Annotated in this window: 27 protein-coding genes; 20 read left to right on the top strand and 7 right to left on the bottom strand. The window is 67.2% G+C overall.

The window, feature by feature from the left end:
• The first annotated feature begins 302 nt into the window (after nucleotides 1–302).
• The 6 genes from parA to V5F48_RS23800 are packed head-to-tail and all read left to right on the top strand — an operon-like array spanning nucleotide 303 to nucleotide 3403.
• Nucleotides 303–956 carry a ParA family partition ATPase gene (gene parA / locus V5F48_RS23825; RefSeq protein ID WP_394260482.1) on the top strand — a complete coding sequence of 218 codons (654 nt, stop codon included), beginning with the start codon at nucleotides 303–305 and terminating at the stop codon, nucleotides 954–956.
• On the top strand, nucleotides 953–1198 hold the full coding sequence (locus V5F48_RS23820) for a ribbon-helix-helix protein (RefSeq protein WP_394260481.1): 246 nt from the start codon (nucleotides 953–955) through the stop codon (nucleotides 1196–1198). The genes parA and V5F48_RS23820 overlap by 4 nt, the downstream gene beginning before the upstream one ends.
• Nucleotides 1195–1716, top strand: a complete 522-nt coding sequence (locus tag V5F48_RS23815) for a DUF2840 domain-containing protein (protein ID WP_394260480.1) — start codon at nucleotides 1195–1197, stop codon at nucleotides 1714–1716. The genes V5F48_RS23820 and V5F48_RS23815 overlap by 4 nt, the downstream gene beginning before the upstream one ends.
• Nucleotides 1713–2258, top strand: coding sequence for a S26 family signal peptidase (locus tag V5F48_RS23810; protein ID WP_394260479.1), 546 nt, complete (start codon nucleotides 1713–1715; stop codon nucleotides 2256–2258). The genes V5F48_RS23815 and V5F48_RS23810 overlap by 4 nt, the downstream gene beginning before the upstream one ends.
• A gap of 44 nt (nucleotides 2259–2302) precedes the next feature.
• The gene (locus tag V5F48_RS23805; RefSeq protein ID WP_229646718.1) at nucleotides 2303–2638 is read left to right on the top strand and encodes a DUF736 domain-containing protein; all 336 of its coding nucleotides are present in this window, start codon (nucleotides 2303–2305) and stop codon (nucleotides 2636–2638) included.
• A 3-nt stretch (nucleotides 2639–2641) separates the two neighbouring features.
• Nucleotides 2642–3403 carry a lytic transglycosylase domain-containing protein gene (locus V5F48_RS23800; RefSeq protein ID WP_394260478.1) on the top strand — a complete coding sequence of 254 codons (762 nt, stop codon included), beginning with the start codon at nucleotides 2642–2644 and terminating at the stop codon, nucleotides 3401–3403.
• Between the two features lie 241 nt (nucleotides 3404–3644).
• Here V5F48_RS23800 and tnpC read toward each other — a convergent pair whose 3' ends face one another.
• The 3 genes from tnpC to tnpA all read right to left on the bottom strand — a co-directional run bounded on the left by tnpC (nucleotide 3645) and on the right by tnpA (nucleotide 6493).
• Nucleotides 3645–5174: an IS66 family transposase gene (tnpC, locus tag V5F48_RS23795; RefSeq protein WP_394260477.1), complete on the bottom strand. Its 1530-nt coding sequence runs from the start codon at nucleotides 5172–5174 to the stop codon at nucleotides 3645–3647.
• A 72-nt stretch (nucleotides 5175–5246) separates the two neighbouring features.
• On the bottom strand, nucleotides 5247–5600 hold the full coding sequence (tnpB, locus tag V5F48_RS23790) for an IS66 family insertion sequence element accessory protein TnpB (RefSeq protein WP_149574310.1): 354 nt from the start codon (nucleotides 5598–5600) through the stop codon (nucleotides 5247–5249).
• On the bottom strand, nucleotides 5597–6493 hold the full coding sequence (gene tnpA / locus V5F48_RS23785; RefSeq protein WP_394260476.1) for an IS66 family insertion sequence element accessory protein TnpA: 897 nt from the start codon (nucleotides 6491–6493) through the stop codon (nucleotides 5597–5599). Before tnpA ends, tnpB begins: the two co-directional genes overlap by 4 nt.
• 260 nt (nucleotides 6494–6753) lie before the next feature.
• On the opposite strand from tnpA, the gene V5F48_RS23780 reads away from it, so the two are divergent.
• Genes V5F48_RS23780 through V5F48_RS23770 form a run of 3 tightly spaced genes read left to right on the top strand, consistent with a single transcriptional unit; the run spans nucleotide 6754 to nucleotide 11000 of the window.
• Entirely contained in the window at nucleotides 6754–8529 is a 1776-nt protein-coding gene (locus V5F48_RS23780) for a relaxase/mobilization nuclease domain-containing protein (protein WP_394260475.1), read from the top strand.
• 27 nt (nucleotides 8530–8556) lie between these two features.
• Complete coding sequence (locus tag V5F48_RS23775; protein WP_394260474.1) at nucleotides 8557–10548, top strand: conjugal transfer protein TraG; 1992 nt, start codon at nucleotides 8557–8559, stop codon at nucleotides 10546–10548.
• 8 nt (nucleotides 10549–10556) lie between these two features.
• Nucleotides 10557–11000 carry a ribbon-helix-helix domain-containing protein gene (locus V5F48_RS23770; protein ID WP_394260473.1) on the top strand — a complete coding sequence of 148 codons (444 nt, stop codon included), beginning with the start codon at nucleotides 10557–10559 and terminating at the stop codon, nucleotides 10998–11000.
• 111 nt (nucleotides 11001–11111) lie between these two features.
• On the opposite strand, the gene V5F48_RS23765 is transcribed toward V5F48_RS23770, so the two are convergent.
• From V5F48_RS23765 to V5F48_RS23755, 3 genes are all read right to left on the bottom strand, one after another.
• A complete protein-coding gene (locus V5F48_RS23765) occupies nucleotides 11112–12047 on the bottom strand; it encodes a PDC sensor domain-containing protein (RefSeq protein WP_394260472.1) in 936 nt (311 codons plus the stop codon).
• 951 nt (nucleotides 12048–12998) lie between these two features.
• Nucleotides 12999–14240 (bottom strand): ATP-binding protein, encoded by a 1242-nt coding sequence (locus V5F48_RS23760; protein ID WP_394260471.1) that lies wholly within the window; start codon nucleotides 14238–14240, stop codon nucleotides 12999–13001.
• A gap of 1 nt (nucleotide 14241) precedes the next feature.
• The gene (locus tag V5F48_RS23755) at nucleotides 14242–14964 is read right to left on the bottom strand and encodes a response regulator (RefSeq protein WP_394260483.1); all 723 of its coding nucleotides are present in this window, start codon (nucleotides 14962–14964) and stop codon (nucleotides 14242–14244) included.
• Between the two features lie 572 nt (nucleotides 14965–15536).
• Here V5F48_RS23755 and V5F48_RS23750 point away from each other — a divergent pair.
• Nucleotides 15537–16358, top strand: coding sequence for a DUF3313 domain-containing protein (locus tag V5F48_RS23750; protein WP_394038540.1), 822 nt, complete (start codon nucleotides 15537–15539; stop codon nucleotides 16356–16358).
• A 411-nt stretch (nucleotides 16359–16769) separates the two neighbouring features.
• Here V5F48_RS23750 and V5F48_RS23745 read toward each other — a convergent pair whose 3' ends face one another.
• Entirely contained in the window at nucleotides 16770–17237 is a 468-nt protein-coding gene (locus tag V5F48_RS23745) for a Ros/MucR family transcriptional regulator (RefSeq protein ID WP_394038539.1), read from the bottom strand.
• A 388-nt stretch (nucleotides 17238–17625) separates the two neighbouring features.
• On the opposite strand from V5F48_RS23745, the gene trbB reads away from it, so the two are divergent.
• From trbB to V5F48_RS23695, 10 genes are read left to right on the top strand one after another with little or no spacing between them, the layout of a single operon-like run.
• Entirely contained in the window at nucleotides 17626–18609 is a 984-nt protein-coding gene (gene trbB / locus V5F48_RS23740) for a P-type conjugative transfer ATPase TrbB (RefSeq protein WP_394260470.1), read from the top strand.
• Nucleotides 18609–18941: a TrbC/VirB2 family type IV secretion system protein gene (locus V5F48_RS23735; RefSeq protein ID WP_394260469.1), complete on the top strand. Its 333-nt coding sequence runs from the start codon at nucleotides 18609–18611 to the stop codon at nucleotides 18939–18941. The genes trbB and V5F48_RS23735 overlap by 1 nt, the downstream gene beginning before the upstream one ends.
• Nucleotides 18941–19222, top strand: coding sequence for a VirB3 family type IV secretion system protein (locus V5F48_RS23730; RefSeq protein WP_394260468.1), 282 nt, complete (start codon nucleotides 18941–18943; stop codon nucleotides 19220–19222). Before V5F48_RS23735 ends, V5F48_RS23730 begins: the two co-directional genes overlap by 1 nt.
• 9 nt (nucleotides 19223–19231) lie before the next feature.
• Complete coding sequence (gene trbE / locus V5F48_RS23725) at nucleotides 19232–21682, top strand: conjugal transfer protein TrbE (protein ID WP_394260467.1); 2451 nt, start codon at nucleotides 19232–19234, stop codon at nucleotides 21680–21682.
• Complete coding sequence (gene trbJ / locus V5F48_RS23720; protein WP_394260466.1) at nucleotides 21679–22443, top strand: P-type conjugative transfer protein TrbJ; 765 nt, start codon at nucleotides 21679–21681, stop codon at nucleotides 22441–22443. The genes trbE and trbJ overlap by 4 nt, the downstream gene beginning before the upstream one ends.
• 9 nt (nucleotides 22444–22452) lie before the next feature.
• On the top strand, nucleotides 22453–22740 hold the full coding sequence (gene trbK-alt / locus V5F48_RS23715) for a putative entry exclusion protein TrbK-alt (protein ID WP_394260465.1): 288 nt from the start codon (nucleotides 22453–22455) through the stop codon (nucleotides 22738–22740).
• A 1-nt stretch (nucleotide 22741) separates the two neighbouring features.
• On the top strand, nucleotides 22742–24109 hold the full coding sequence (gene trbL, locus V5F48_RS23710; RefSeq protein ID WP_394260464.1) for a P-type conjugative transfer protein TrbL: 1368 nt from the start codon (nucleotides 22742–22744) through the stop codon (nucleotides 24107–24109).
• Between the two features lies 1 nt (nucleotide 24110).
• A complete protein-coding gene (gene trbF, locus V5F48_RS23705; protein WP_394260463.1) occupies nucleotides 24111–24800 on the top strand; it encodes a conjugal transfer protein TrbF in 690 nt (229 codons plus the stop codon).
• Nucleotides 24797–25771: a P-type conjugative transfer protein TrbG gene (gene trbG / locus V5F48_RS23700; RefSeq protein WP_394260462.1), complete on the top strand. Its 975-nt coding sequence runs from the start codon at nucleotides 24797–24799 to the stop codon at nucleotides 25769–25771. The genes trbF and trbG overlap by 4 nt, the downstream gene beginning before the upstream one ends.
• Nucleotides 25771–26934, top strand: a complete 1164-nt coding sequence (locus tag V5F48_RS23695) for a TraB/TrbI/VirB10 family type IV secretion system protein (RefSeq protein WP_394260461.1) — start codon at nucleotides 25771–25773, stop codon at nucleotides 26932–26934. The genes trbG and V5F48_RS23695 overlap by 1 nt, the downstream gene beginning before the upstream one ends.
• Nucleotides 26935–26946: the final 12 nt, after the last annotated feature.

Here is a 26946-nt window from a genome sequence, read left to right as displayed (position 1 = left end):
CCGCCTCCGTCGCCGATCCGGACGGAGCACCACGCCCCGCAGTCCTGGATCGCAGGAGGGCATCATCGCCACCGCCAGACCGCTGGCGAAGGGGCACTGGTCAGTACCCCGGCTAACGTAGACTCTAACTTTAAGATGCGCGCAGGCGATGTGGATAACATCGCAACGGATCCTGGAAGCACCCCGCGATCTCTGACGATAAAAGATAGCCCCACTACGGATTTCCGTAAAGACGGCTTTACGACTCGCGATACTTGCGGCCCTGCGCAACTGCCCCTCGACCCTCGTCGGGGAGGCCCGCGATGATCATCGCGCTGGCCAACCAAAAAGGCGGCGTCGGCAAGACCACGCTGGCCCTACACCTCGCCGGCACGTGGGCGCGCCAGGGCAAGCGCGTCACCCTGATCGATGCCGATCCCCAGGGCTCGGCCCTCGACTGGTCGCAGCAGCGCGCCCGTGAGGGGCTGCCGCGTCTGTTCGGCGTCGTGGGCCTTGCGCGCGACACGTTGCACCGGGAGGCCCCGGAAATCGCCCGCGATGCCGACCATGTCGTCATCGACGGACCACCCCGCATCGCCAGCCTCATGCGCTCCGCGTTGCTGGCGACCGACCTGGTGCTGCTGCCGGTCCAGCCATCACCCTTCGACGGCTGGGCCTCGGCCGAGATGCTCGCCCTGCTGCGGGAAGCGCGCATCTACCGACCGCAGCTCGCCGCACGCTTCATCCTGAATCGGTGCGCCACCCGCACCATCATCGCCCGCGAGACCGCCGACACCCTGGCCGATCACGATCCGCCGGTGCTCGCCACCACCGTCGGCCAGCGTGTCGTCTTCGCCGATGCCGCGCAGACCGGCCGGCTGGCCTTCGAGATCGACGAGACGAGCCCGGCCGCGCGTGAGATCGCAGCGTTGGCCGCCGAGATCGACCGCCTGCGCATCGGGAGGATCGCGGCATGAGCCGGCGCGGCTTCGTCGCCCGGCCGAACGACCCGGAGCGCTGGATCAAGGCCGTCGACACGCCGCCGGCGCGTTCGGAGGCCGCCAACGCCTACACGGCGCGGCTGACCATCGACATCACGCCCGAACTGCGCGGGCGCATCAAGGTCGCCGCCTTCCGGCGCGGCGTCACCGTCGCCGACATGCTGCGCGATCTCCTCGCACGCCAATTCCCGTCCGCAACCGAGGGGGATGCTCCATGACCAGCACCGGCGCTTCCCGCGGGCGTGGTGGCCGCCTGTCGAATGACGCCCCCGCGCCAGCAAGCACATTCGTCGAGCTGACCTGGCTCGAACGACGGATCGAGACCTGGATCCGCTTCGGTCACCACACCTCGGAAAAGATCATCGACCGTCACCGGCGCGTCCTCGGCTTTCCCGCCGGCTCGGTCTTCGCCTTCGTCCGCTGGGCTGCGAACGATTTCGGCACCATCCTCTCGCGCATCGACATCGTTCGTGCGGTCGGCACCGGCGCGCCGTGCCAGACCGTGCCTTTCGTCCGGCCCGGCGGCGACATCCTGCTCAGGATCGACGGGTGGCCGAGGGTCGAGCGGGTCCTGCAGGGGATCGACGCCATCGAGGCGAGCGACATCAATCCGGCCGACGTCTCCCCCGATCACTGGCGGCACGTCCACAACCGGCTGATCGCCGGGCAGGCGCCGCGTGCCTACACCATCGCGCAGCACCACGCCTTCCTGCTGCGCCGGAGGGCGCAGCCATGACGCGCTTCGGCTATGTGATGGTGACGTATGTCGCGACCATGGGCGTCGCCGTCGCGGCGTTCGTTCCGACCTCGCTGAAGCTGGTCTGGAACGCCTCACCTAGCGCGCCTCTGGGCCTCTACACCATCGTGTCCGCGAACGCTTTGGAGGTCACCGACCTCGTCGCCGTCGCGGCGCCGGACCGGCTCGCTCGCTTCCTCGCCGCGCGCGGCTATCTGGCCGAGGGCATCCCCCTGATGAAGCGCGTCGCCGCTCTGCCAGGACAACGTGTCTGCCGGCTGCGCGGCGAGATCACCGTCGACGGGATCGCCATGGGCCGCGCGCTCGACCGGGATCGCCAGGGCCGCGATCTGCCGACCTGGAGCGGCTGCCACATCGTCGAGCGTGGCGACCTCTTCCTCATGAACTGGCAGTCCGCCGACAGCCTCGACGGCCGTTACTTCGGCCCACTTCCCGCGCGCGCCGTCATCGGCAAGGCCATGCCGCTCTACACCGACGAAGAAGGCGACGGCCATTTCGTCTGGCGCGCGCCGACACGGTGACGCGGCCTGCGACCCCTTCCCACCGCACATCGAAGGAGCCCCCCATGTCCCTCATCGGCCAGTTCAGCCGCACCCGCAACGGCTATGCCGGACGCATCCGCACCCTCTCCATCGACGCGGAGATCGTCCTCGTGCCGGCCGAGCAATCCGACGCCGAGCATGCACCGGACTATCGCATTCATCTCCTGGACGACGACGGGCCGGAGATCGGCGCGGGCTGGAAGCGCATCGGGGAAAAGGCCGGGGACTACGTCTCCCTGGTAATCGACGATCCCGTTTTCCTCCAGCCCATCCGCGCCCACCTGTTCCAGTCCCTCATCGACCGAACCGCATGGGGCCTGCACTGGACCCGTCCGTCAAAGCGCGGCGAGCGGGACTGAACCATGACTGTCCCGCACCGGCAGCCCCTCGCCGAGCGGTCCTCCGCCGCCCGCCGCCTGAGCCTCCTTCTCCTTTCCGGCCTGCTCGCCACCACGACCGCACCGGTCGGCTTGCGCGCGCAGGACGCGCCCGTCGGTCGGCTGGAGGTGAGCGATCCCTTCGACGCTCCGATTGCCGAGGCTGCACAACGCTTCGGCATTCCGGCGGCCTGGATCCGGGCCGTCATGCGGGCCGAGAGCGCCGTGGATGCGACCGCCGTCTCGCCGAGAGGCACGATGGGGCTGATGCAGATCAGGCCCGACACCTGGGCGGACCTGCGCCTGCGCCACCGTCTCGGGGAAGACCCCTTCGATACGCGCGACAACATCCTCGCCGGCGCGGCCTATCTGCGTGAGCTGTTCGACCGTTACGGAGTGCCGGGCCTGCTCGCCGCCTACCATGCGGGGCCAGCGCGCTACGAGGCGTATCTTGCCGGCCGCCCGTTGCCCGCCGAGACCCGCTCCTATGTCGCCAGGCTCGCACCCGTCTTCGGCGGAGGTGAGCTGTCAACACCGGCGCTGACGCCCACCGCTGATCCGCAATCCTGGCGTCGCTCGCCGCTGTTCGTGTCGCAGCAGGAGCGCACCCTAGCCGTCGATGGGGCGACACCTGCTGGACAGGCTGCCATTGGCCCGAACGCACAGGCGCCGGGCGCCTCGACTGCGCTCGCGCCGCAGCCCACGGGTCTTTTCATTGCGCTCTCGGCTGCGGGAGAACGGCCGTGATCCGGCACGCCCATCCCGTCTCCCGCGATCCCCATCCTGTGCACCCGGCAGCAGACATTCCTCCTGCCGGCGGAAGCTGCAGTTGCGTCCCGACGCGCGCCCACTTGCAGCCCCCCGGCAGCAGGACCACGATGAATGCGTTCGCACTCAGGTGGCCTCAGGCGCGCTCCCGGACAGGATCGGCGGGAAGGTGGGGATGGCGAATAGTCACGATAGTATCCGTCCGGGGGCTGCACTGATGTCAGCTATTGACGGGATTTCCCGCTTTCCACGTCCAGGGCAGGAGTTCATCGAGCCGGTTGACGGGATGACCGTCGACCATGCGCTGGAGAACGTCGGCGATATAGGCGTACGGCTCGACGTCATTGAGCTTGGCGGTCTCGATCAGCGAGCAGATGACGGCCCAGCGATGGCCTCCACCGTCGCTGCCGGCGAAGAGATGGTTCTTGCGCCCGAGGGCGACGGGACGGATCGCGCGCTCGACCGGATTGGTGTCGAGTTCGATGCGGCCGTCGTGCAGAAACCGGGTCAGGGCCTCCCAGCGGGAGAGCGCATAGCGGATCGCCTCGGCGAGCGTGCTGCGTCCGGAGACCTGCGCGAACTGGGCTTCCAGCCAGGCGCACAACTCAGCGACGAGCGGGCGGGAGTGCTGCCGACGCGCCGCAAGCCGATGGGCCGGCGACTGCCCGCGGCACTGCGCCTCGACGGCATAGAGTTCGCCGATCCGGCGCAGCGCCTCGGTGGCTACCGGCGATCCGGTTGCCTGGGCGACGTCATAAAACTTGCGGCGGGCGTGCGCCCAGCAGGCGGCGAGAACGACATCGCCGTTGCGGGCCAGCGGCTCAAAGCCGGCATAGCCATCGACGTGCAGCACACCGGAGAAGTGCTGGAGATGCACCGCCGGACGCTCAGCGCGGCGGTCCGGCGCGAACAGGTAGACCGCTGCCGGCGGCTCGGGTCCCGACCAGCCGCGCTGCTCGCGGGCGTAGACCCAGAGCCTTCCAGTCTTGGTGCGTCCACGACCGGGATCGAGCACCGGAACCGGCGTGTCATCGGCGAACAGATGATCGGAAGCGAACACGTTCCGGCACAATCGCTCCTGCAAGGCTTCAAGCCACCAGCAGGCGCCACCGACCCAACCGGCCAGCGTGGAACGCGCCAGATCGACGCCGTGGCGAGCGAAGATCTGCGACTGCCGATACAGCGGCGTGTGATCGCAATATTTGCTGACGAGGACCTGCGCGATCAGCGCCGGCGTTGCCGGACCGCCGGCGATCAGACGCTCGGGGGCCGGCGCCTGCACCACTGTCTCGCACACTCGACAGGCATATTTCGGCCGGGTGATGCGGATCACCCGAAGCTGCGCCGGTACCCAGTCGAGCATCTCGGATTGGCTTTCGCCGATGGCATGAAGCCCGCCGCCGCAGCACGCGCAAACCGCATCCTCGATGTCGAGACGAACGTCCTCGCGGGGCAGATGATCGGGCAGCGGCTTGCGATGAGGCGTGCGTTCCGACGGCAGCTTCGCAGCCGCCGGGCGGCTCTCGCGGATGCGCGCAATATCCGCGTCGAGATCCTCCAGAGCGAGTGCCAGCTGGTCGGGATCGAGACGCTCGGAGTGACGGCCGAACTGCGCCCGCTGCAGCTTCTTGATGATCGACTGGAGGCGCTCGATCTCGCCGTCGCGGCTCTCGACGACGCCCGCCATCTCGCGCACCAGTTGGTGCAGGAGGCTGATGTCGGAAGGCAGGTTTTCCAGATCGAGCCGCATGTCCGATTCTACTGCAAAACGGTCTGTCACCCAAGCATCAAAGCGTTGCAGCGGCTACGTTTCGGAGGCATTTCATCCCGCCAGAGCGGGCTTCCAGACGCGCTCGGGCGCGCGCCAGTCGATGCCCTCGATCAGCATGGCGAGCTGGGCCGGGGTAAGCGTGATCGAGCCGTCATAACCCGTCATCACCGGCCACGCGAAGGCGCCCTGGTCGATCCGCTTGGTGAACAGGCACAGTCCGTTGCCGTCCCAGAACAGGATCTTGAGCATCGTCGCCTTGCGGCCGCGGAAGGCGAACAGATGGCCCGAGAAGGGGTCCTGCTTCAGCGTCTGCTGTACCAGCATGGCGAGCCCATCCATCCCCTTGCGCATGTCGGTGTAGCCCAGCGCCAGATGCACCTTCACGCCAGCGGGAACGATCATCATGGCGCGATCTCCCCACAGCCGGCCTGCGTTCGGACCACAGCCGGATCGCTGCCGATCGGGGCGAAGACGCGCCGCCCGTCAGTGAGATCAACCACCATCATGCCGTCGGGCGGCTGCAATAAATCCTGCAGCAGGCGAGCGGCCGGCGTGCCGTCGGTCAGCGCGACGGGCGCCAGCTTCGCGCGCTTCTTCTGCGCCACGCCGAACTGCACCCGCCAGCGGAACAGCAGCCCGGTGACGATGCCGTGCTTGCGCGCCACGCTCGATACGCTGACGCCAGGCTGGTCGCTCTCGAGCGCAATAGTGCGCTTCTGCCCGTCGCTGAAGAAGCGCCGGACCGGCTGCGGAACGGGTTCCGGATCGCTATTCGTCGGCGCCGTCAACGGGCTTTCGGGGAGCATTTTTCTGGCACTAGTGCCAGCCACCGGCCGGGCGGAGGGATGAAGATGCGCCCGCCAGTCGATCGTGTCCTCGACCTCGTCCAGCCGGTCACGCCATTTGCACAGCGATGTGGGCGACAGCTGCAGCGCGGCGGCGTACTCGCGCACGCCCATGCCGCTCCAGTTCATCGCCTCGACATGCATCGCCCAGAACGCCTGCAGGGCGCGGTTGCGCGCGTCCGTGCTCACGCTGAACCGCAGCCGGGCGCGCTTTCTTTGGCGCTTCTCCTGCGCCTCACGGCGCTTTTCCCGGCGCAGTTCCGCTTGATATTCCGCATGCTTACGTGCCGCGTCCTGGCCTGCCAGATAGTTCAGCCAGCGATCGAATGTGCACTTCCAGAGCCCGTGCTGGCGGCAATAGTTCGTGCGGTCGAGACCGCTCTCCCGCCACGCCTCAACGTGAACCCGCCACCAGGACTGACGCGCCGTGTTCTCGAAATGTCTCAAATTCATCGGAGATCCTCCATGCTACGAAGGAACCCGACATGCCCCGATTTTGCACCACGCCAATACTGTGCAGGGGCCGGACGCTTACTCACGATAGCACTAGGGCAAGATAAAAGCGGCTCGCCGGCCGAACCGCAAGCCATTGACATGGCTTGGGTTCCGGCGTGCCGGTCGGTCGGGGCGCGTGCCACGCCCTTCATTTTCAGTAGTGATTTCAAGGGTGTTTCCGGCACGGCTCGGCGGTTGGCCTCCACGAGGGGGCCGATATGAGCGAGGGCGACAGCGATCTCCGCATCCGGCCCGGCCGCATCCGCTCGACCCGGGCGCCGCGCCCGAAGAGCTTCATCAACCAGGTGCTGCGCGCCGCGAAGAAGGCGGGCCATGTGGGGGGCGGAGCGCCGGGCGCATCCGGCTGGCGTGGGGGCGCCGGCACGCCCGGGCGCTCCACCTTCGGCCGCGGCCGCCTCGGCTTCAGCCGCAGCCGGCTGTTCTCAGGAAGCCGGCGCGTGGTGGTGGCGGCCCGCATCGCCCGGCATTCCGGCAAGGCGTTCCGCTCGGCGCCGCTCTCGGCCCACCTCTCCTACCTGAAGCGGGACGGGGTCGGCCGGGAGGGAGACAAGGGCATCCTGTTCGATGCCGGCTCAGACCGTGCCGACGACCGCGCCTTCACTGAGCGGTGCAAGGATGACCGACACCATTTCCGGTTCATCGTCTCCCCGGAGGACGCGGCGGACCTCACCGACATCAAGGCCTTCACCCGCGACCTCATCCACCAGATGGAGGCCGATCTCGGGACGAAACTCGACTGGGTCGCCGTCGACCACTGGAACACCGACAACCCCCACGTCCATCTGCTGGTGCGCGGCGTGGACGAGACCGGCGCCGATCTCGTCATCTCCCGCGACTATATCAGCCATGGGCTGCGCGCCCGCGCCCAGGAGCTGGTCGAGATCGAGCTCGGCCCGAAGCCCGAGCATGAGGTGCGCCACGCGCTTGAGAAGGAGATCGCCGCCGAGCGCTGGACCCGCCTCGACGCCGAGATCCGCATTGCCGCGGACGACACCGGCCACATCGACCTGCGTCCCGAAAACCCCGGCGCCTCCGACCCTGAGATCCGCCGGCTGATGATCGGGCGGCTCCAACATCTGGAGAAGATGGGCCTCGCCGCGCCCGCCGGGCCCGGCGAGTGGATGGTTCGGCTTGAGGCGGAGCGGGCGCTGCGCGACCTCGGCATGCGCGGCGACATCATCAAGACCATGCACCGCGCCTTCACCGAGCACGGCCTGGAGCGCGGTGTCGCCGATTATGTGATCGATGGCGCGGCGAGCCCGTCCCCCATTCTGGGCCGGCTGGTCGACCGAGGCCTGCACAACGAGCTGACCGGCGAGGCCTATGCCGTCATCGACGGTGTCGATGGCCGCGCCCACCATGTCCGCTTCCGGGGGATCGCGGCCTTCGAGCACGCCCCGCCCCTCGGCGGCATCGTCGAGGTCCGCCGCTTCGGCGCTGCCGACGACGCCCAGCCGACCCTGCTGCTCGCCACCCGTTCCGACTTCGATCTCACGCGCCAGATCACGGCACAGGGGGCGACCTGGCTCGATCATCGGCTCGTGGAGCGCGCGCCGATGGCGATGGCCATGGGCGGTTTCGGCCGCGAGGCGCGCGACGCCATGCAGGCACGAGCCGAGCATCTCGTCGAGGAAGGCCTCGCCCGCCGCCAGGGTCAGCACATCATCCTCCAGCGCGATCTCCTCGCGACGCTCCGCCGGCGCGAGCTCGATGCGGTCGGGGCGAGGCTCTCCGCCGAGACCGGGTTGCCGATGCAGAAGGCCGGGGCAAGCGAGCACGTCGCCGGCATCTACCGCCAGCGCCTGACCTTGGCCTCTGGCCGCTACGCCATGATCGACAGCGGCCTTGGATTCCAGCTCGTCCCTTGGTCTCGCGAGCTCGAGAGGAAGCTCGGCCAGCACGTCACCGGCACCGCGAAGGACGGCGGCGGCATCGAGTGGAGCCTCGGCCGCAAGCGCGACCTCGGCCTCTAGGCACCCGCGAACTCAAAGGGAGGGCCCATGTCCGCCACCAAGATCCTCTGGGGCCAGATCGTCGTCGTCTTCCTGATCGTGCTCGTCACCACCTGGGCAGCGACCCAATATGTGGCGTGGCGGCTCGGCTTCCAGGCCCAGCTCGGGCCGGCCTGGTTCAACCTCGCGGGTGTTCCGGTCTATTTCCCCGCGGCCTTCTTCGCCTGGTGGTTCTCCTACGACGCCTATGCCCCCGACATCTTCAATCGGGGCGCGGTCATCGCGGCCTCAGGGGGCTTTATCGCCATCGCGGTCGCCATCGCCATGTCGGTCTGGCGGGCCCGGGAAGCCAAGGCCGTCTCGACCTATGGATCGGCCCGCTGGGCGGAGCCGCTCGACATCAAGGCCGCCGGCCTCCTCGGGCCGGATGGCGTCGTGCTGGGCAAGCTCGGACGAGACTATCTGCGGCATGACGGCCCCGAGCACGTGCTGTGCTTCGCCCCGACCCGAAGCGGCAAGGGCGTGGGTCTCGTGGTGCCAACGCTCCTGACCTGGCCGGGCTCGGCCATCGTGCATGACATCAAGGGCGAGAACTGGCAGCTGACCGCCGGCTTCCGCGCCCGGCACGGCAAGGTGGTCCTGTTCGACCCGACAAATCCGGAGTCCTCCCCCTACAACCCGCTCCTGGAAATCCGCCGTGGTGACTTTGAGGTGCGGGACGTCCAGAACGTGGCCGACGTCCTCGTCGACCCGGAAGGCTCGCTCGATCGGAGGAACCATTGGGAGAAGACCAGCCACTCCCTGCTGGTGGGCGCCATCCTGCACGTCCTCTATGCCGGGGACGACAAGACGCTGTCCGGCGTCGCCAGCTTCCTGTCCGACCCGCGCCGCCCGATCGAGGCGACCCTACGGGCAATGATGACGACCCGCCATCTGGGGGAGAATGGTCCGCATCCCGTCGTCGCCTCGACCGCGCGGGAGCTGCTCAACAAGAGCGACAACGAGCGCTCGGGTGTGCTCAGCACGGCGATGTCGTTCCTGGGTCTGTACAGGGACCCCGTGGTGGCGCAGGTCACCCGGCGCTGCGACTGGCGCATCGCCGACCTCATCGCCGACGAGCAGCCGGTCTCCTTGTTCCTCGTCGTGCCGCCTTCGGACATCAGCCGGACCAAGCCGCTGATCCGCCTCGTGCTGAACCAGATCGGCCGTCGCCTCACCGAGGACCTCCACGCCAGGGATCGACGCCATCGCGTGCTGATGATGCTCGACGAGTTCCCGGCCCTCGGGCGGCTCGACTTCTTCGAGAGCGCCCTCGCCTTCATGGCCGGGTACAAGATCAAGGCCTTCCTGATCGCCCAGTCGCTCAACCAGATCGAGAAGGCCTATGGCGCCAACAACTCGATCCTGGACAATTGCCACGTCCGGGTGAGCTTCGCCGCCAACGACGAGCGGACGGCGAAGCGCATCTCCGATTCCCTGGGCACCGCCACCGAGATGCGCGCCATGCGCAACTACGCTGGCCACCGCCTCAGCCCCTGGCTAGGCCATCTGATGGTATCGCGGCAGGAGACCGCACGGCCACTCCTCACCCCCGGGGAGGTCATGCAGCTTCCCCCCGCCGATGAGATCGTCATGGTTGCCGGCACGCCTCCGATCAAGGCGAGCAAGGCCCGCTACTACGAGGACCGTCGCTTCACCGAGCGGGTCCTGTCGCCGCCCGACCCCTCCCGAACCACCAGGACCAGCCGGGAAGATGGCTGGTCGACACTGGTGCCACAGAAGCCGGACGCCGCGCTCGTCGCCGAATTGGCCAGGGCCGAGGCGGACACCGCCAACAGTGGCCTGCGCCGAGAGCCGGAGCTCCCGGACCACGTCGCCATAGCGAAGGAAACAACCCCGGCAGGAGCTGTAGACGAGTTCGCGATCGTCCTCGACGACGAGCCGGACGACACCGCCCAGCAGGCCCGTGTCCTGCGGCAGCAGATGCGCGGCGTCGCACGGCAGGCGGCGCTTGACCCCCATGACGGCATCGATCTGTGAGGATGGCCATGCGTGACCGGATGAACGTGTATTTCCCGCCGCAGATGCTGAAGGAAATCTCCGAACTCGCCGAGCGCCGGAAGCTGTCCCGCTCAGCGATCGTCGAGGCGGCCGTCGCCTCCTTCCTCTCACCCGACGGCGCCGACAAGCGCGAGGCGGCCTTTGCCCGTCGCCTCGATCGGCTCTCCCGGCAGGCCGCCCGCATCGAACGCGACCTCCGGGTCACGGCCGATACGCTGGCGCTCTTCGTGCGCTTCTGGTTGACCATCACCCCACCGCTGCCGAGCGATGCCCAGGCCGCCGCGCAGATCAAGGGACGAGAACGCTACGAGGGATTCGTCGAAACACTCGGCAAGCGCCTCCAGAAGGGACAGAACTTTCTGCATGAAATCCCGGACGACGTATCAGGACAACCTGTGGAGGAGGAGCCGAATCCCACTGCCCCAAGGTAGCCAGATCCAGCAGCAACCCCTCAACGCATTCAGCAATGTCCGTTCTCCGTCAGCCGAGCTCGAACGGCGAGCGATGGGAGGTCGTGTGAAGGGTTTCGGATGCCGGCCCGATCACGATGGTGGGGCTGATCGCGCGGGCCGGCGTCGGAAAGCCTCCAGGGGAGGAAACCGCGGTCCGACGCGGGCGACGGTTGAGGTCGTCGCGGTGCTATGGGGATTTTGGGTCTGGGCTGGTGGCTGTGTGGTCTGAAGAGGGAAGCCTGCGATCTGCGTGTGCAGATAGTAGCGGCTCACGCCATCAAAGACCGATCGGTCTGAGAAAGGCTCGCCGGGCCTCCTCACCATGCGCTGGAAGACCGGCGACGCAGCGAGGCTCACGCCCGTATTTCCCCTCCCGTCCGTCGAAGGATGCCGGAGAATGACTGTGCCATCGTTGCGCGTGAGGGCAATGACGCTCTTGGGCCCGAGATTCACATTGTCCAGCAGCAACTGGAAGAACGCGATGCGCAGCGCCGCGATGACCACGCCATCGAAGCTGCCCCCGGGTCCGGAAATCCTACGGCTCAAAGCAATGCTTGGGTCCCCTGCGCGCAAACGGCTCTCGAACGGGGCGCTCACATAGGTGCCGCGTAGACCGTCGACCTGCGCGGTAAAATAATCACGATCAGCGAAGTTTCCGACCCGCGGAGGCACCGAGCCTGAATCGTAGACGATGGAACCCTCTCGATTGAGCACAAGCATGGATCCCAGGAACTGCGCGCCGGCTGCCCGATCGAACAACACCATCTGGCGGAGTTCAGGAGAAACATCACTCAGTCCCGAAGTCGCCACCGCCTCCTCCGCCCCCCGCAGAGAGAGGTCGAGCAGGCTAAGGTTTCGACTGATGCTCGACGAGAGCGTGTTCAGAGCGTTTTCGGCCGAGCGCAACGCCAACTGCCAAGTCGCTTGGTAGGAACGCCACAGCGTCAGGCCCTGTGCGGCGATGATGACCGTGACGAGCGCCGCCACGATCAGCGGCACATACCCGCCAGCGATGAGCCGCCGCATACCCATTCCATCCAGCCTTCTGGCTTCCGCAACGCTTTACCGTAAGGAACATGCCCACCCATCTGTGGAATGGCAACTGTGGCTGTGCGACGAAAGTCGTGGACACGACGACGCCACAGGCAACACAAGCTCGCTCCCTCGCGGGAGCCACGCTTGGCAACAACGACCCAGCCGCGCCGACGTCTTGAACGCGGAACGCCTCAGATCGGGCCGGCAAATTGGAACAGTCGGCGGCTAGCGAAAATGGCCTCCGGCCTTGATCACATCCAGAAGGAATTCGCGGACGTGTTCGGCACCGTCGAGCGTGGGCATGGTTACGGTGAAGATTGGCGCGCGGTGTGGCAAACTTACATAGTGACACCCGGCAGCGGCCCGGCCTCTGTGTCGACCGCAGCCACTGGGTTTACGTCGTTCCGTTGCACGGCCTTCTCCCGTCTTAACGCTGCGCTCAAGATAGCTCGAAACCGGAGCATAGAGCAGAGGCAGGCACGCGCCCGACATAGGAGAAAGTCGGCCACGCAGAGCGGGACGCGGGAGAGGGCGATGCCTCGGGGCCAGCGCCCGCTGCGGCAGGCCGCCCCTACCAGATGAGCCAGATGATTAGCAGGATGCAGACCACCACCAATGCGATAATCCCGAGGCTCGCGCCCAATGGCAGTTCCATTCGCTTGCCCCCCGCGAGGCAAACGAAGAGGCCGAGGATTGGTTTCGTCGCTGGTAAATTAATCCTTCAGGCGACGATGGAGAGCTGTGCTACGGTGTATTCGTCCATCCCTGCCCTGACTCTCGGGCGGATGAAGAGCCGGGCGTTCTGCCCCCCCAAGAAACAGGGCGCCCGGCTCGCCCCCTCCCCCCTCAATGCACCACCTCGCCCTCGCCGAGGGCGGCGCCCCCTGTGCGGGCCGTCCGGAGGGAGCCACTACCCTTTCACCTGCACAGGCAATCGCCTGCTCAGGCTACGGTTCGAGTGTTGGCAGCAATCGCGGGCAGCTCGACCACCTGAACCAATCCACCTTCCGGGCGATTGGCAATCCGAATATCCCCATCCACCTTGCGGATGATCTCCCTGGAGATGGTCAGGCCCAGCCCGGCGCCGGGAATTTTCTGGTTGCGCGCCCTGTCAGCACGGAAGAATGGCTCGAACACCTGGTCCAGCACCTCCGCAGAGATGCCTGGCCCCTGGTCGCTGATCGTGATCCGCGCCGTTGAGCCGCCCGAAACGGTTATTGACCCGCGCCCGCCATGGGTTGCTGCGTTGATGAACAGGTTGCGTAATGCGCGGCTCAGGGGCAGGAGGCCGGCTTTGACATAGACCTCGCAGGTACTTTCCACCTCGATCTGGAATTTCTGCTCCCGCAACTCCGCAGCGATGTTTCTGACCAACTCATCCAATTGAATGGGTTCGACCGGCGTCTTGGTGGTTTCTTCGTGGACCAGCTGGATGGCGCTATGAGCGATCCGCTGCAGCTCGTCGATGTCCTTGAGCCACAAGGCGCGCTCCTTGTCGTCGGCGACGAACTCCGCGCGCAGCCTCATGCGTGTGAGCGGGGTGCGCAGGTCATGACCCGCCGCCGCAACGAGCCGCATCCGGCTCTCGATGGCGCGTTTCAGGCGCGATGAAAGCGCATTGATCGCGGCCGCGGTGGCGCGCACCTCTGCCGGCCCCTTTTCCGCAAGCGTTGGAAGAGTGCCGTCCGGGCTGACGGACTCCACCGCGCTTTCAAGGAGCGTCAAAGGCTTCATCATGCGGTTGGCCGCGAATACCGCGACCGATCCGACGCCTGCCGTGATGAGGCCAAGCCACAGCCACAGCTCGGGATCGGAAGGCGGATCGATCTCCACCAGGAGCCAGCTGTGAGGCCCAACGCGCACCGATGCGGTCCGAAGGCTGCCATAGTCCGGCCTGTACGTCACGACGACGTCGAGAGCTGCGCCCAGTCGCTCAGTGGCCGCGCGCAGCAAATCGGTCTGCTTCGTGTCGGGCACGCCAGGATGGGGGTGCTGTACCAGAACATCCGCTGCGGGATTTCGCCGCGCGAGCCGCTCCATCGTCACGAGCTGCTTGGCAATCAGGTCGACCTCGATGCTCTTGGGCGTGGTGAAGACATACATCATCGCGAGCGTGATCAGCGCAATCACGGAGACGATCGAGACGATCAGCAGCAAGGCGAATTTTGCGCGAAGTGTCTGCATCCTATTTGTCCGGCGCGCCCACCTTGGCGGTGAACTGGTATCCGCCGTTGCGAATGGCCTTGAAAACCTGGAGTGCCCCGCCGCTCGCCAGCTTGCGCCGCAGCCGGCTGACCAGGACGTCGATGGACCGGTCCAGCACGTCGCCGTCGCCCCGATGGGTCAGATCGAGGAGTTGCTCGCGGGACAGAACACGGCCGGGCTGGTCCAGAAAGATCATCAGGAGGTCGAATTCGGCGCCGGTCAACGGAACATCCTGGCCATCGGGATCCGTCACTGAGCGGGTCGCCGGGTCCACGACGAAATCCTCGAACTGGTAGAGGCCGTTCGCATCGGCGTCAGACCAGGAATGCATACCCCGGCGCAGGACCGCGCGAACGCGGGCGGCAAGCTCGCGCGGATTGAAGGGCTTGCCGAGATAGTCATCAGCCCCGATCTCCAGGCCGATGATCCGATCGACATCTTCCTGAAGCGCCGTCAGAAGGATGATGGGTATGCTGGAGCGCGCGGCCCGCAGGTCCCGGCACAGGTCCAACCCCGACCCATCAGGCAGCATCACGTCAAGGACGATGAGATCGATCCGGCTGGTCGCGATGCGCTCGTGAACCTCCGCACAGCTCGATGCGAGCTGGATGCGGAAGCCCTGCTCCCGCATATAGCGGGAGAGGAGCTGACGGATTTCCTCATCGTCATCGACAATGAGGATCTGGTGCCCTTGCGTGCTCATGGCCGTCTTGAAGGATCCGTGTTTTCCAAAGGCGAGGTGGCGCCGCCGTAGCGGGCAGCTGCGACTATTGTATGTCAAGTTCGCATGGAGATGTCGCCAGACATCTTTTGACATCAAAAACGTTCGCACGGACACTCCTTGACATCTAATGCCAGAATTAAATCAACAAGATCCCCTACACGTATTTAGGTCCGATGCTGCTTCGTGCTGCGACGAACTGGGGGAGGGTTTTAATGCGAACGATAGATAAATGCCCTGCGGTCAGCATTGATGACCGGAGACGCACTCGCGATCGATTTGTCTACTTTTACTATACTTCCTTGGAAATCGTCTGTGTTTCGGGCCGGTTATCGTCTTGTTTCTGGAGGGTTTCCGGAGACGGGCCGACAGCAGCCCTGGCGGCTGCGGCGATCTCGGTACCGTCCCTCGCGCATGGAGCCGCCAGATCCCTTGCGCGGCACGTGGCGCGCTCCCAGCGCAGATGCAGCATCGCCGCTTCAAGTCCGCAGACGGGCGGTGATGTCCGCCGGCAGGAAAAGCTCCCCGCAGGAGCCCTGCGCGGAACCCGGTGCGTGGGCCTGTTGGCCGCCTTCGGTGTCCTGTCCGGCTGCGCCTCCGCTCCTCTGGTGCAAGGTGTCGGATTGTCGTCCTATGAGGCCATGACACCCGCCGAAGACATGTTCACCAAAGCCCGCATCAACGTGAAGAAGCAGGGGGTGCTGACCGCCAGGACGGTCAAGATCGTTCCGACCACATTCGCCCCGTCGGTCTCGCCCACGCTCACGGACCAACAGAGGGCCCTCGTGGCGAACGCCGTCGATCGGGGGCTGTGCGTCAGCCTCAGCGACCGCCTGGAGGTGGTTCCGGCGGATGAGCCTGCGGATCTGACGGTGCGAGCCTCGGTCACCCAGGCGACGGAGACCAATGAGGTCGCAGCGGGCATTTCCGCGGTTGCCTCGATCGGCATGAATTTCGTCGACTTGGGCGTCCCTGTCCCAACGCCGCGCCTTCCGGTCGGATTGGGCAGCCTCTCGATGGAGGCCGAGGCCGTGGATCCCACGGGCAAGCCGGAGGCTTCCATGCTCTGGGCCAAGGGAGCGAACGCGCTCTTTAGTTCGCCAAGGATGTCGAAGGCCAGCGATGCCTATGATCTGGCCGAGGAGTTCGGAGGAGACTTCGGCTACCTGCTGGTGAAAGGCGAGAGTCCTTTCGGCAATTCGGATCTCAACCTTCCGTCCTGGCAAAAGATCAATTCGGCCATGGGCCTTCCTCCGAAATACGCCGCGTGTGAACGTTACGGCCGCTATCCGGGTCTTGCTGGCGTGATCGGAGGCCAGCTCGGACTGCCACCCGAATGGACCGACAACGGTTCGAAACAGGCGGCGGCGCAATAGAGCCGGTCTTTCGCATCTCTCAACGCGAGGGAGGATCGGTGTTGGTCGCGGCGCGCCTCCCGCGCGCGACGACGGTCCAAGTCATACACGAACCCTCGCCTCGTTCCAGCCGCAACCGGAACAGGCGGGGCCAGAGCTGCGGGCGGCCCGCTCCGCCCCCGCGTGGCCGTCCGCAGCTCGCCCTCGACACTGTTTCGGATCGATGGCCGACTCGATCCAACTGATGGGGTACATCGGCGAGTTGCCCTCATCGCAGACATGTAAGGGCGTCGGTTCGGCTCGCTGGAGCGAATCGGTTCTGCAAGTCAGCTTTGGCCTGCCGGGTGAACACCGCGCCTGGCGCAATTTTCGTGTTGAGCCCCGCACATCCATGCTCGTTCTGGGAGACCGTCTGACGTCTTCCGCCAACGATCAGGCCGCAGGAACCTTGCGCCGCCCCGGAGCCTTTTTGACCGGTGCCGCCGGCTTCTTTCGAATCTGTCCGAGGCCGGAGGCCTTGGCCAGCTCCGAGCGGGCGGCGGCATAGCCCGGGGCAACCATGGGATAGTCTCGCGGCAAGCCCCATTTCTCGCGGTACGCCTCGGGGGTCAGGTCGTAGGCGGTGCGCAGGTGGCGCTTCAGCGACTTGAACTTCCTGCCGTCCTCGAGACAGATGATGAAGTCGGCCGTCACCGACCGCTTGACGGGAACCGCCGGCTTCAGCTCTTCGATCGGTTCCGCCGCAGGCGCGGCGAGCTTGCCCAGGGCGGCATGCACACTCTGGATCAGGGCTGGCAGCTCGGCCGTCGCGACGGTGTTGTGCCCCACGAAGGCGGCCACGATATCCGCGACCAGATCAAGATGATCAGTGTCGTTATTCTCGGTCGAAATCTCGGTCACGGCGCGCCTCGCAAGCAACAAGCGATGTTGGTTGAACCCCACTTTTCACCAGGCTGCAAGATGCTTTGCCAGCTCCCATGCGGTTTTGGATCTGCAATCACCGCCAAATTCAAATGAGCCCGGAAGCACCGCTGGATGGTTCTCGTGCTCCCACGGGCTGGTGCTGCTGGCACCCTCGCCTCCGGCAGCAGTATTGTCGGCTCCGCGTTGGCCGGCCTCTGCGCTGATCGGCAGCATCTTTGCTGCCACGATCCCGCCGTTCTCCTGTCTTTGCACGCTACGTCCCTACGACGCACGAAACTTGTTGATCCGGCCTGATTCCAGACCCTCTTAATCATCCCCGATCCGGGGATCGCAGGTGGCGTCCCCTCTCGATGCGGGGGACGGGATGGGGACCACTCACCACACTTCCGAGGCGACGCAGCGCGGCGCGCGCATGCTGCGCACCGCGCTCGGGCCGGCCATCGCCCGGTTCCTGGAAGACGCCTCCGTCGTCGAGGTGATGCTCAACCCGGACGGGCGCCTGTGGGTCGATCGGCTGGCCGAAGGGCTCACCGATACCGGGGAACGGCTGTCGTTCGCCGATGGCGAGCGCATCGTCCGTCTCGTCGCCCATCATGTGGGCGCGGAGGTCCATCCGGGCACGCCGCGCGTCTCCGCCGAGCTGCCGGAGACCGGTGAGCGGTTCGAGGGCCTCCTGCCACCGATCACGACGGGCCCCGCCTTCGCCATCCGCAAGCCCGCATCCAGCGTGTTCGGCCTCGACGATTACGTCGCCGCCGGGATCATGACAACGGAGCAGGCCGCAGCGCTGCGCCTTGCGGTCGCCGAGCGCCGCAACATCCTTGTCGCCGGCGGAACGAGCACAGGCAAGACCACGCTGACCAACGCGCTCCTCGCCGAGGTCGCCAAGACCTCCGACCGCGTCGTGCTGATCGAGGACACGCGCGAGCTGCAATGCCTGACGCCTAACCTGGTCGCGCTACGCACCAAGGATGGCGTCGCCACACTCTCCGACCTCGTGCGCTCGTCCCTGCGCTTGCGCCCCGACCGCGTTCCCATCGGCGAGGTGCGCGGCAGCGAGGCGCTCGATCTCATCAAGTGCTGGGGCACGGGCCACCCCGGCGGCATCGGCACCATCCATGCCGGCAGCGCCATCGGCGCCCTGCGCCGCCTCGAGCAGTTGATCCAGGAGGCCGTGGTCACGGTCCCTCGCGCCCTCATCGCCGAAACCATCGACCTCGTCGCCGTGCTCTCCGGCCGCGGTTCGGCGCGCCGGCTCACCGAGCTCGCCCGCGTCGAGGGGCTCGGGCCGACCGGCGACTACCGCGTCATCCCTGTCGAATCCTCCCACCATACCGGAGAACCGTGATGATCCAGCATGCCCGCCGCCTTCGCCGCCACATCGGTCCCGCCGCGTTGGTTCTCCTGGCCAGCACCATGTTGGCACCCGCGGCCTACGCCTCTGGCTCCTCGATGCCGTGGGAGCAGCCGCTCCAGCAGATCCTGACGTCCGTCGAGGGGCCCGTCGCCAAGATCATCGCGGTGATCATCATCATCACCACGGGCCTGACCCTGGCGTTCGGCGATACTTCGGGAGGCTTCCGGCGGCTCATCCAGATCGTCTTCGGCCTGTCGATCGCCTTCGCCGCCAGCTCCTTCTTCCTGTCCTTCTTCTCGTTCGGCGGCGGGGTCACCCTCTGATGACCTCGTTGTCCGATCCCTCCGCCGAGCTGTCGGGCTTTTCCGTCCCGGTCCACCGGGCCCTGACCGAACCCATCCTGCTCGGCGGCGCCCCGCGTGCCATCGCCATCCTCAACGGCACGCTGGCGGCGGCGCTCGGCCTTGGCCTGCGCCTCTGGCTGGTTGGCCTCGCCCTTGGGGCCGTCGGTCATTTGGCAGCGGTGTGGGCCGCCCGGCGCGACCCGATGTTCGTCGAGGTCACCCGGCGCCATCTGCGCATCTCCAGCCACCTGTCGGTGTGAGCACCTGCCATGATGAACCTTGCCGAATATCGTCGTAGCGCCGCGCGCCTCGCCGACTACCTGCCGTGGGCAGCGCTGGTGGGCGAGGGTGTCGTTCTCAACAAGGACGGCAGCTTCCAGAGATCGGCGCGGTTCCGCGGTCCGGACCTCGACAGCTCCGTGCCCGCCGAGCTCATCGCCGTCGCCGGCCGCCTCAACAACGCCTTCCGACGCCTCGGCTCCGGCTGGTCCATCTTCGTCGAGGCCCAGCGCCATCCCGCCGGTCGCTATCCCTCGAGCCTGTTCACGGACGCCGCGGCCGCCCTCGTGGACGCCGAGCGCAAGTCGGATTTCGAGGAGGCCGGCCGGCATTTCGAAACGAGCTATGTCCTGACCTTCGCCTTCCTGCCGCCAGTGGACGACGCCGCACGCACCGAGAACTGGCTCTATGAGGGGCGCGAACAGACCGGCGTCGATCCCCACGACATCCTGCGGTCGTTCATCGACCGGACCAACCGGGTCCTCCAACTGCTCGAAGGCACTATGCCGGAGTGCCGCTGGCTCGACGACGGCGAGACGCTGAGCTACCTGCATTCGTGCGTCTCGACCAGGCGCCATCGCGTCCGGGTGCCCGAGACGCCCATGTATCTCGACGCCCTGCTGGCGGATGTGCCGCTGACCGGCGGGCTCGCGCCGATGCTGGGCAAGGCGCACCTGCGCATCCTCACTGTGGTGGGATTTCCGAGCGCCACCACGCCGGGGATCCTCGGCGAGCTCAACCAGCTCGCCTTTCCCTACCGGTGGTCCACGCGCGCCATCCTGCTCGACAAGACCGATGCCACCCGGCTGCTGACCAAGATCCGCAGGCAGTGGTTCGCCAAGCGCAAGAGCATCACCGCGATCCTGAAGGAGGTGCTCACCAACGAGGCCTCCGTTCTCGTCGACACCGACGCGGACAACAAGGCCGTGGATGCCGACCTCGCTCTGCAGGAGCTCGGCGCTGATTTCGCCGGCATTGCCTTCGTCACCGCGACTGTCACGGTCTGGGACGAGGATCCTCGTGCGGCGGACGAGAAGCTCCGCGCGGTGGAGAAGGTCCTTCAGGGCCGCGACTTCACCGCCATCACCGAGACCGTCAATGCGGTCGACGCCTGGCTGGGCACCTTGCCCGGACACCTCTACGGCAATGTCCGCCAGCCCCCGGTGTCGACCCTCAATCTCGCCCACATGATCCCCCTCAGCGCCGTGTGGGCGGGCGAGGCGCGGGACGAGCACTTCGGCGCTCCCCCCTTGCTGTTCGGCAAGGCCGCAGGCTCGACCCCGTTCCGGTTTTCCCTTCATGTGGGAGATGTGGGCCACACGCTGGTGGTCGGCCCCACGGGCAGTGGCAAGTCGGTGCTGCTCGCGCTGATGGCCTTGCAGTTCCGGCGCTACCGCCGTTCCCAGGTCTTCGCCTTCGACTATGGCGGCTCGATCCGGGCCGCGGCGCTGGCCATGCGCGGCAATTGGCATGACCTCGGCGGCCGCCTGACCGACGGCTCAACCTTGTCCGTCTCGCTGCAACCGCTCGCCCGTATCGAGAATGTTCCTGAGCGCGCCTGGACCGCCGATTGGATCGTCTCCATCCTCCAGCGCGAGAACATCGAGATCACGCCCGACGTCAAGGAGCACCTCTGGTCCGCCCTGACCTCACTCGCCTCGGCACCGGTCCATGAACGAACCCTCACCGGCCTCGCCGTTCTTCTCCAGTCCAACCCGCTGAAACAGGCCCTCCAGCCCTATTGCGTGGGTGGTCCCTATGGCCGGCTGCTGGATGCGGAGAGCGAGGCGCTCGGCGATGCCGCGGTCCAGGTCTACGAGACCGAGGGCCTGCTCGAGACGGGCGCCGCGGCGCCCGTGCTCTCCTATCTCTTCCACCGCATCACCGATCGCCTCGATGGCCGCCCGACCCTCATCCTCGTGGACGAGGGCTGGCTGGCGCTGAGCGATCCCGGCTTCTCCAGGCAGCTCACCGAATGGCTGGTCACGCTGCGCAAGAAGAATGCGAGCGTGATCTTCGCCACCCAGTCCCTGGCCCAGATCGAGAAGAGCCGGATCGCGGCGGAGATCATCGACAGCTGCCACACCCGACTCCTGCTGCCCAACGACCGGGCCGTCGAGCCGCAGATCGCCGCGATCTACAGGAGGTTCGGGCTCAACGACCGGCAGATCGAGCTGATCGCGCGGGCGACCCCGAAGCGGGACTATTACTGCCAGTCGCGGCGGGGCAACCGCCTGTTCGAGCTCGGCCTGTCCGAGATCGCCCTTGCCCTGTGCGCCGCCTCCTCGAAATCCGACCAGGCCCTCATCAGCGAGGTGGAGGCCCGCGCCGAGCCCGGCCGCTTCCTCGATGACTGGCTCGCCGCGCGCGGCCTCGCCTGGGCCGCCGATCTCATCCCCGACCTCACGAACCTCGCTCCCGATCCGGAGGCCCAGCCATGAGCCGTCCTGTCCTTTCCCCGTCGCATGCCCTGCGCATCAGCACCACGCTCCTCGCCGGCGTCGGAGCTTTTGTCCCCACGCTGATCGAACCCGCCGCGGCGCAGTACGTGGTGTATGACCCCAGCAACTACGCGCAGAACCTGCTTCAGGCGGCGCGCGCCCTGCAGCAGATCCAGAACCAGATCACCAGCCTGCAGAACCAGGCGCAGATGCTGCTCAACGAGGCCCGCAACCTCGCGAGCCTGCCCTACTCCGCGCTGCAGCAGCTCCAGCAGTCGGTCCAGCGGACCCAGCAACTGCTCAATCAGGCACAGCGGATCGCCTACGACGTCCAGACCGTCGACCGGGCCTTCCAGACCAGCTACGGCAACGCCGCGCTGACCGCCTCCGACCAGCAGCTCGTCGCCCAGGCCAAAGAGCGCTGGCGAAACACCGTGGCCGGCCTGCAGGACGCCATGCGCGTCCAGGCCGGCGTCGTCGGCAACATCGACACCAACCGGACCCAGATGTCGGCTCTCGTCGGCCAGAGCCAGGGCGCCACCGGCGCCCTGCAGGCGACCCAGGCCGGCAACCAGCTCCTCGCGCTCCAGGCCCAGCAGCTCACCGACCTCACGGCCCTCCTTGCCGCCAACGGGCGCGCCCAGGCGCTGAGCGAGGCCGAGCGCGCCGCGGCGGCCGACCAGGGCCGCGAGCAGCGCCGGCGCTTCCTCACGCCGGGCACGGGCTATCAGCCCGGCAACGCCCGCATGTTCAACAACTGAGGACGGGCGATGGACACCAGGATGTTCGCCCGCCTCGGCGCCGTGGTCTTTGTCGCCGTCGCGATCACCGCCGCGGCGATGGAGATGACCCGGAAAGGGGAAGAGCCGGTGCCTCCCGCCACCGTGCGGCCCGGCGGGGTGGCGGGGCCGGATCCGCTGCGCGAGGAGCTGCACCGCTGTGCCCTGCTCGGCGAGGCCGGCGGGCGTGATCCCGGCTGCCTCGCCGCCTGGGCGCGGAACCGCGCCCGCTTCCTGGCGCCGACATCAGGCACCTCATCGTCTCAGGAGGCACGCTGACATGGGTGGCACCGGCGTCATCGACCACTTCCTCGAGGTCTTCACCCGCTACATCGATTCCGGCTTCGGCCTGCTCGGCGGCGAGGTGGCGTTCATCGCCACGACCCTCATCGTCATCGATGTGACACTGGCCGCCTTGTTCTGGAGCTGGGGCGCCGACGACGACCTCATCGCCCGCCTGGTCAAGAAGACGCTCTTCGTCGGGGTGTTCGCCTATCTGATCTCCAACTGGAACAGCCTCGCCCGGATCATCTTCGAGAGCTTCGCCGGCCTCGGCCTCAAGGCATCGGGAACGGGGTTCACCACGGCCGACCTCCTGCGGCCCGGCAAGGTGGCGCAGACCGGCCTCGACGCGGCGCGCCCGCTCCTGGAATCCATCTCGGACCTGATGGGATGGATCTCCTTCTTCGAGAACTTCATCCAGATCGCCTGCATGCTGCTGGCCTGGGCGCTGGTGCTGCTCGCCTTCTTCCTTCTCGCCGTCCAGCTGTTCGTGACGCTCATCGAGTTCAAGCTCTCGACGCTCGCCGGCTTCGTCCTCATTCCCTTCGGCCTGTTCGGCAAGTCTGCCTTCATGGCCGAGCGCGTCCTCGGCAACGTCATCTCTTCCGGCATCAAGGTGCTGGTGCTCGCGGTCATCATCGGCATCGGCAGCACCTTGTTCTCCGAGTTCACCGCCGGTTTCGGCGGGGCGACGCCCACCATCGACCAGGCCATGGCCATCGTGCTCGCCGCCCTCTCGCTCCTCGGGCTCGGTATCTTCGGCCCGGGCATCGCCAATGGTCTCGTGAGCGGCGGCCCACAGCTGAGCGCGGGCGCCGCTGTCGGCACCGGCCTTGCCGCCGGTGGAGCGCTGATGGCAGCAGGTGCCGCCGGTGGGGTGGCCCTGCGCGGCGGCATGGCGGCGCTGTCGGGCACGGCCGCGGCGGCCCGTGGCGGCGCGGCACTCGCCGGCGGCGCATCCACTGCCTACAGCCTCGCCTCGGCCGGACAGAGCGGGGCCGCTGGGGTCGCATCCGGCCTCGGCGGCGTCGCGAGCGCTGGTGCCGAGGCCGCTATCTCCCCGCTGAAGCGCACTGTCTCCCGTGGCAGCGCGGCACTCCAGGCCAGCCAAGCCGCCGGAGCCCGCGCTGCGTTCGAGGCGACCGGCGGCTCCTCCTCCATGGGCACGGTCGCGGGTGACGCGGAGGCAGCAGGTGGCAGTTCCTCCGCTGCCCGGGGCGCACGAAGCGACGGACCGCCCGCCTGGGCGCGGCGCATGAAGCGCGCCCAGCACATGACCCACGGCATCCAGACCGCCGCGCACGCCGTCCGCTCCGGCGACGGCCATGGGGGCGGTCATTCCGTCACTCTCTCCGGGAGCGAATGACATGAGCGTCTTCAGGCGACCCTCCACCCACTATGGCAAGTCCCCGCAGCCGGAGACGCCGTACCAGCGGGCGGCGCAGGTCTGGGACGAGCGGATCGGCTCCGCCCGCGTCCAGGCCAAGAACTGGAGGCTGATGGCGTTCGGCTGCCTGATCCTCTCGGGAGGCTTTGCGACGGCCCTGGTCTGGCAATCCATTCACGGGACCGCCGTGCCGTGGGTGGTCGAGGTGGACAAGCTCGGCCAGACACAGACTGTCGCCCCGGCCGCGGCCGACTATCAGCCGCGCGATCCGCAGATCGCCTGGCACCTCGCCCGCTTCATCGAGCAGGTCCGCAGCGTGCCGGCAGATCCGGTCATCGTCCGCGAGAACTGGCTGAGGGCCTACCAGTTCACCACCGACCGCGGCGCCCAGGCGCTCAACGATTACGCGCGGTCGAACGATCCCTTCGCCAAGGTCGGCAAGCAGCAGGTCGCCATCGACGTCTCCAGCGTCATCCGCGCCTCGAACGACTCCTTCCGTGTCGCCTGGAGCGAGCGCCGCTACCAGGACGGAGCGCTGGCCGACACCACGCGCTGGACCGCCATCCTCACCATCGTGGTGCAAGCGCCACGCGACGCCGAGAAGCTGCGCGCCAATCCGCTCGGCATCTATGTCAACGCCATCAGCTGGTCGCGGGAGCTCGCCCAATGACGCCGCCTTTCCGTAAAGCCGGGAGCCTGGCTCTCCGCACGTCCGCAATGACGGCTTTGCTCCTGTCCGTATCGGCGCTCGCCGGCTGCGCCACCCAGAAGCCGCCCGAGATCAGCTACGATGCCGAGGTCCCTCCCCTGCCGGCGGTTCCCGCTGTGGCCGATGGACGGCCACGGCCGTTGCATATCCCGCCGGCCTGGACCCCGAGCCGCGGTGGCGCGGCCGCCGCTGCGCCGACCGCCCGGGTGGAGAACGCCAATGCCGCCGCCCGTGTCGAGCCGAAGAAGGAGGGTTACTACAACGCCATCCAGATCTTCCCTTTCAGCGAGGGGGCGCTCTACCAGATCTATGCGGCGCCGGGGCAGATCACCGACATCGCGCTCGAGCCCGGTGAGAGCCTGACGGGGTCAGGCCCCATCGCCGCCGGCGATACGGCCCGCTGGGTCATCGGCGATACCGAGAGCGGGTCGGGCCTGACGCGGCGGGTCCATGTGCTGGTGAAACCCACGCGGCCGGACATCACCACCAACCTCGTCGTCACCACCGACCGGCGCACCTACATGATCGAGCTGCGCTCCGGCGAGAAGCCCTATATGCCAGCGGTGGCCTGGGCCTATCCGCAGCTGTCTGCCGCACAGCGCCAGGCCGTTCCCGCCGCCCCGATCATCCCCGCCATCGAGGCGCGCAACTATCGCTACGCCCTCTCCGGCGACACACCGCCGTGGCGGCCGGACGCGATCTATGACGATGGCCGGCGCGTCTATGTGGTTTTCCCGCGCGGCATCGTGCAGGGCGAGATGCCGCCGATCTTCGTCATCGGCCCCGAGGGCGAAGCGCAGGTCGTCAACAGCCGCATCCACCAGAACATCCTGATCGTCGACCGCCTGTTCGGCGCCGCCGAGCTGCGCCTCGGCAGCGGCGAGCGCCAGCAGAAGGTCCGGATCATGCGCACCGACGGGAGGCCTGCCTGATGAGCGAGAACCCGCCACACGATCAGAACGAGCCGTCCGAACCGGCCGCCACGCCCATGCGCCTGCGCGCCGAGCCGCCGCGCGTGACGCGGATCTCCCGGAAAGTGCTCGCCGGCATCGGCCTTGTGGCTGGCCTGGGATTGGGCGGGGCGCTGATCTATGCCCTGCAGACTCGCAGTACCGGAACAGGAGGAGAAGAGCTCTATTCCACGGAGAACCGCTCCACCGCCGACGGCCTCGCCGGCCTGCCGCGTGACTATATCGGGCCCATCCTCGGGCCCCCGCTGCCGGGCGACCTCGGTCGGCCCATCGTCAATGCGCAGAACCGGGGCCAGCCGGTCGTGCCACCGGCCATGCCGACCACCACCGTCGATCCGGAAGAGCAGCGCCGCCACGCCGAGCAGGAGGCTGCGAGGACCTCGCGCGTGTTCTTCCAGACCGAGGCCAGAACGACTGCGGCTGCATCGCCGCTCGCCGGGACCGCGGGGATGGCCGGCGTGCCCGGGCTGAGCGGCGTGCCTGCCACGCCCTCGGCACAGGAGCGCCAGCTCAACTTCCTCAATGCCGCGGTCGACCGACGGACCGTCGCACCGGATCGGGTGATGGCGCCCGCCTCGCCCTACGTCTTGCAGGCCGGTGCCGTCATCCCCGCTGCGCTCATCACCGGCATCCGCTCCGACCTGCCGGGCCAGATCACGGCGCAGGTCACCGAGCATATCTACGACAGCCCGACCGGGCGCATCCTGCTCGTCCCTCAGGGCACGCGCATTATTGGCGAGTACAGCAACGACGTTGGTTTCGGCCAGCGACGGATCCTGCTGGTCTGGAACCGGCTGATCTTTCCCAATGGGCGCTCCATCGTGCTCGAGCGCCAGCCCGGCGCGGACACCCAAGGGTATGCCGGCCTGGAGGATGGCGTCGACTATCATTGGTGGGATCTCGCCAAGGCCGCCGCGCTATCCACACTGCTCAGCGTTGGTGCCGAGCTTGCCGTCGACGATGAGGACCGCCTGCTTCGTGCCATCCGGAACGGTGGTCAGGACACCATCAACGATGCCGGCCAGCAGATCGTCCGGCGCCAGCTCAACGTCGCGCCGACGCTGACGATCGGGCCGGGATTTCCTGTCAGGGTCATCGTCACGCGTGATCTTGTATTCCGTTAACGGAATACAAGA

Source organism: Xanthobacter autotrophicus ATCC 700552, from assembly GCF_043194565.1.
GTDB classification, from domain to species: Bacteria; Pseudomonadota; Alphaproteobacteria; order Rhizobiales; family Xanthobacteraceae; genus Xanthobacter; species Xanthobacter autotrophicus_F.
This window is presented reverse-complemented; position numbering and strand designations above follow the sequence as displayed.

What these genes read in the sequence shown, in the direction of transcription:
- parA (WP_394260482.1), top strand. Translation starts at nt 303, where the DNA reads ATGATCATCGCGCTGGCCAACCAAAAAGGCGGCGTCGGCAAGACCACG.
- V5F48_RS23820 (WP_394260481.1), top strand. Translation starts at nt 953, where the DNA reads ATGAGCCGGCGCGGCTTCGTCGCCCGGCCGAACGACCCGGAGCGCTGG.
- V5F48_RS23815 (WP_394260480.1), top strand. Translation starts at nt 1,195, where the DNA reads ATGACCAGCACCGGCGCTTCCCGCGGGCGTGGTGGCCGCCTGTCGAAT.
- V5F48_RS23810 (WP_394260479.1), top strand. Translation starts at nt 1,713, where the DNA reads ATGACGCGCTTCGGCTATGTGATGGTGACGTATGTCGCGACCATGGGC.
- V5F48_RS23805 (WP_229646718.1), top strand. Translation starts at nt 2,303, where the DNA reads ATGTCCCTCATCGGCCAGTTCAGCCGCACCCGCAACGGCTATGCCGGA.
- V5F48_RS23800 (WP_394260478.1), top strand. Translation starts at nt 2,642, where the DNA reads ATGACTGTCCCGCACCGGCAGCCCCTCGCCGAGCGGTCCTCCGCCGCC.
- tnpC (WP_394260477.1), bottom strand. Translation starts at nt 5,174, where the DNA reads ATGCGGCTCGATCTGGAAAACCTGCCTTCCGACATCAGCCTCCTGCAC.
- tnpB (WP_149574310.1), bottom strand. Translation starts at nt 5,600, where the DNA reads ATGATGATCGTTCCCGCTGGCGTGAAGGTGCATCTGGCGCTGGGCTAC.
- tnpA (WP_394260476.1), bottom strand. Translation starts at nt 6,493, where the DNA reads ATGAATTTGAGACATTTCGAGAACACGGCGCGTCAGTCCTGGTGGCGG.
- V5F48_RS23780 (WP_394260475.1), top strand. Translation starts at nt 6,754, where the DNA reads ATGAGCGAGGGCGACAGCGATCTCCGCATCCGGCCCGGCCGCATCCGC.
- V5F48_RS23775 (WP_394260474.1), top strand. Translation starts at nt 8,557, where the DNA reads ATGTCCGCCACCAAGATCCTCTGGGGCCAGATCGTCGTCGTCTTCCTG.
- V5F48_RS23770 (WP_394260473.1), top strand. Translation starts at nt 10,557, where the DNA reads ATGCGTGACCGGATGAACGTGTATTTCCCGCCGCAGATGCTGAAGGAA.
- V5F48_RS23765 (WP_394260472.1), bottom strand. Translation starts at nt 12,047, where the DNA reads ATGCGGCGGCTCATCGCTGGCGGGTATGTGCCGCTGATCGTGGCGGCG.
- V5F48_RS23760 (WP_394260471.1), bottom strand. Translation starts at nt 14,240, where the DNA reads ATGCAGACACTTCGCGCAAAATTCGCCTTGCTGCTGATCGTCTCGATC.
- V5F48_RS23755 (WP_394260483.1), bottom strand. Translation starts at nt 14,964, where the DNA reads ATGAGCACGCAAGGGCACCAGATCCTCATTGTCGATGACGATGAGGAA.
- trbB (WP_394260470.1), top strand. Translation starts at nt 17,626, where the DNA reads ATGGGGACCACTCACCACACTTCCGAGGCGACGCAGCGCGGCGCGCGC.
- V5F48_RS23735 (WP_394260469.1), top strand. Translation starts at nt 18,609, where the DNA reads ATGATCCAGCATGCCCGCCGCCTTCGCCGCCACATCGGTCCCGCCGCG.
- V5F48_RS23730 (WP_394260468.1), top strand. Translation starts at nt 18,941, where the DNA reads ATGACCTCGTTGTCCGATCCCTCCGCCGAGCTGTCGGGCTTTTCCGTC.
- trbE (WP_394260467.1), top strand. Translation starts at nt 19,232, where the DNA reads ATGATGAACCTTGCCGAATATCGTCGTAGCGCCGCGCGCCTCGCCGAC.
- trbJ (WP_394260466.1), top strand. Translation starts at nt 21,679, where the DNA reads ATGAGCCGTCCTGTCCTTTCCCCGTCGCATGCCCTGCGCATCAGCACC.
- trbK-alt (WP_394260465.1), top strand. Translation starts at nt 22,453, where the DNA reads ATGGACACCAGGATGTTCGCCCGCCTCGGCGCCGTGGTCTTTGTCGCC.
- trbL (WP_394260464.1), top strand. Translation starts at nt 22,742, where the DNA reads ATGGGTGGCACCGGCGTCATCGACCACTTCCTCGAGGTCTTCACCCGC.
- trbF (WP_394260463.1), top strand. Translation starts at nt 24,111, where the DNA reads ATGAGCGTCTTCAGGCGACCCTCCACCCACTATGGCAAGTCCCCGCAG.
- trbG (WP_394260462.1), top strand. Translation starts at nt 24,797, where the DNA reads ATGACGCCGCCTTTCCGTAAAGCCGGGAGCCTGGCTCTCCGCACGTCC.
- V5F48_RS23695 (WP_394260461.1), top strand. Translation starts at nt 25,771, where the DNA reads ATGAGCGAGAACCCGCCACACGATCAGAACGAGCCGTCCGAACCGGCC.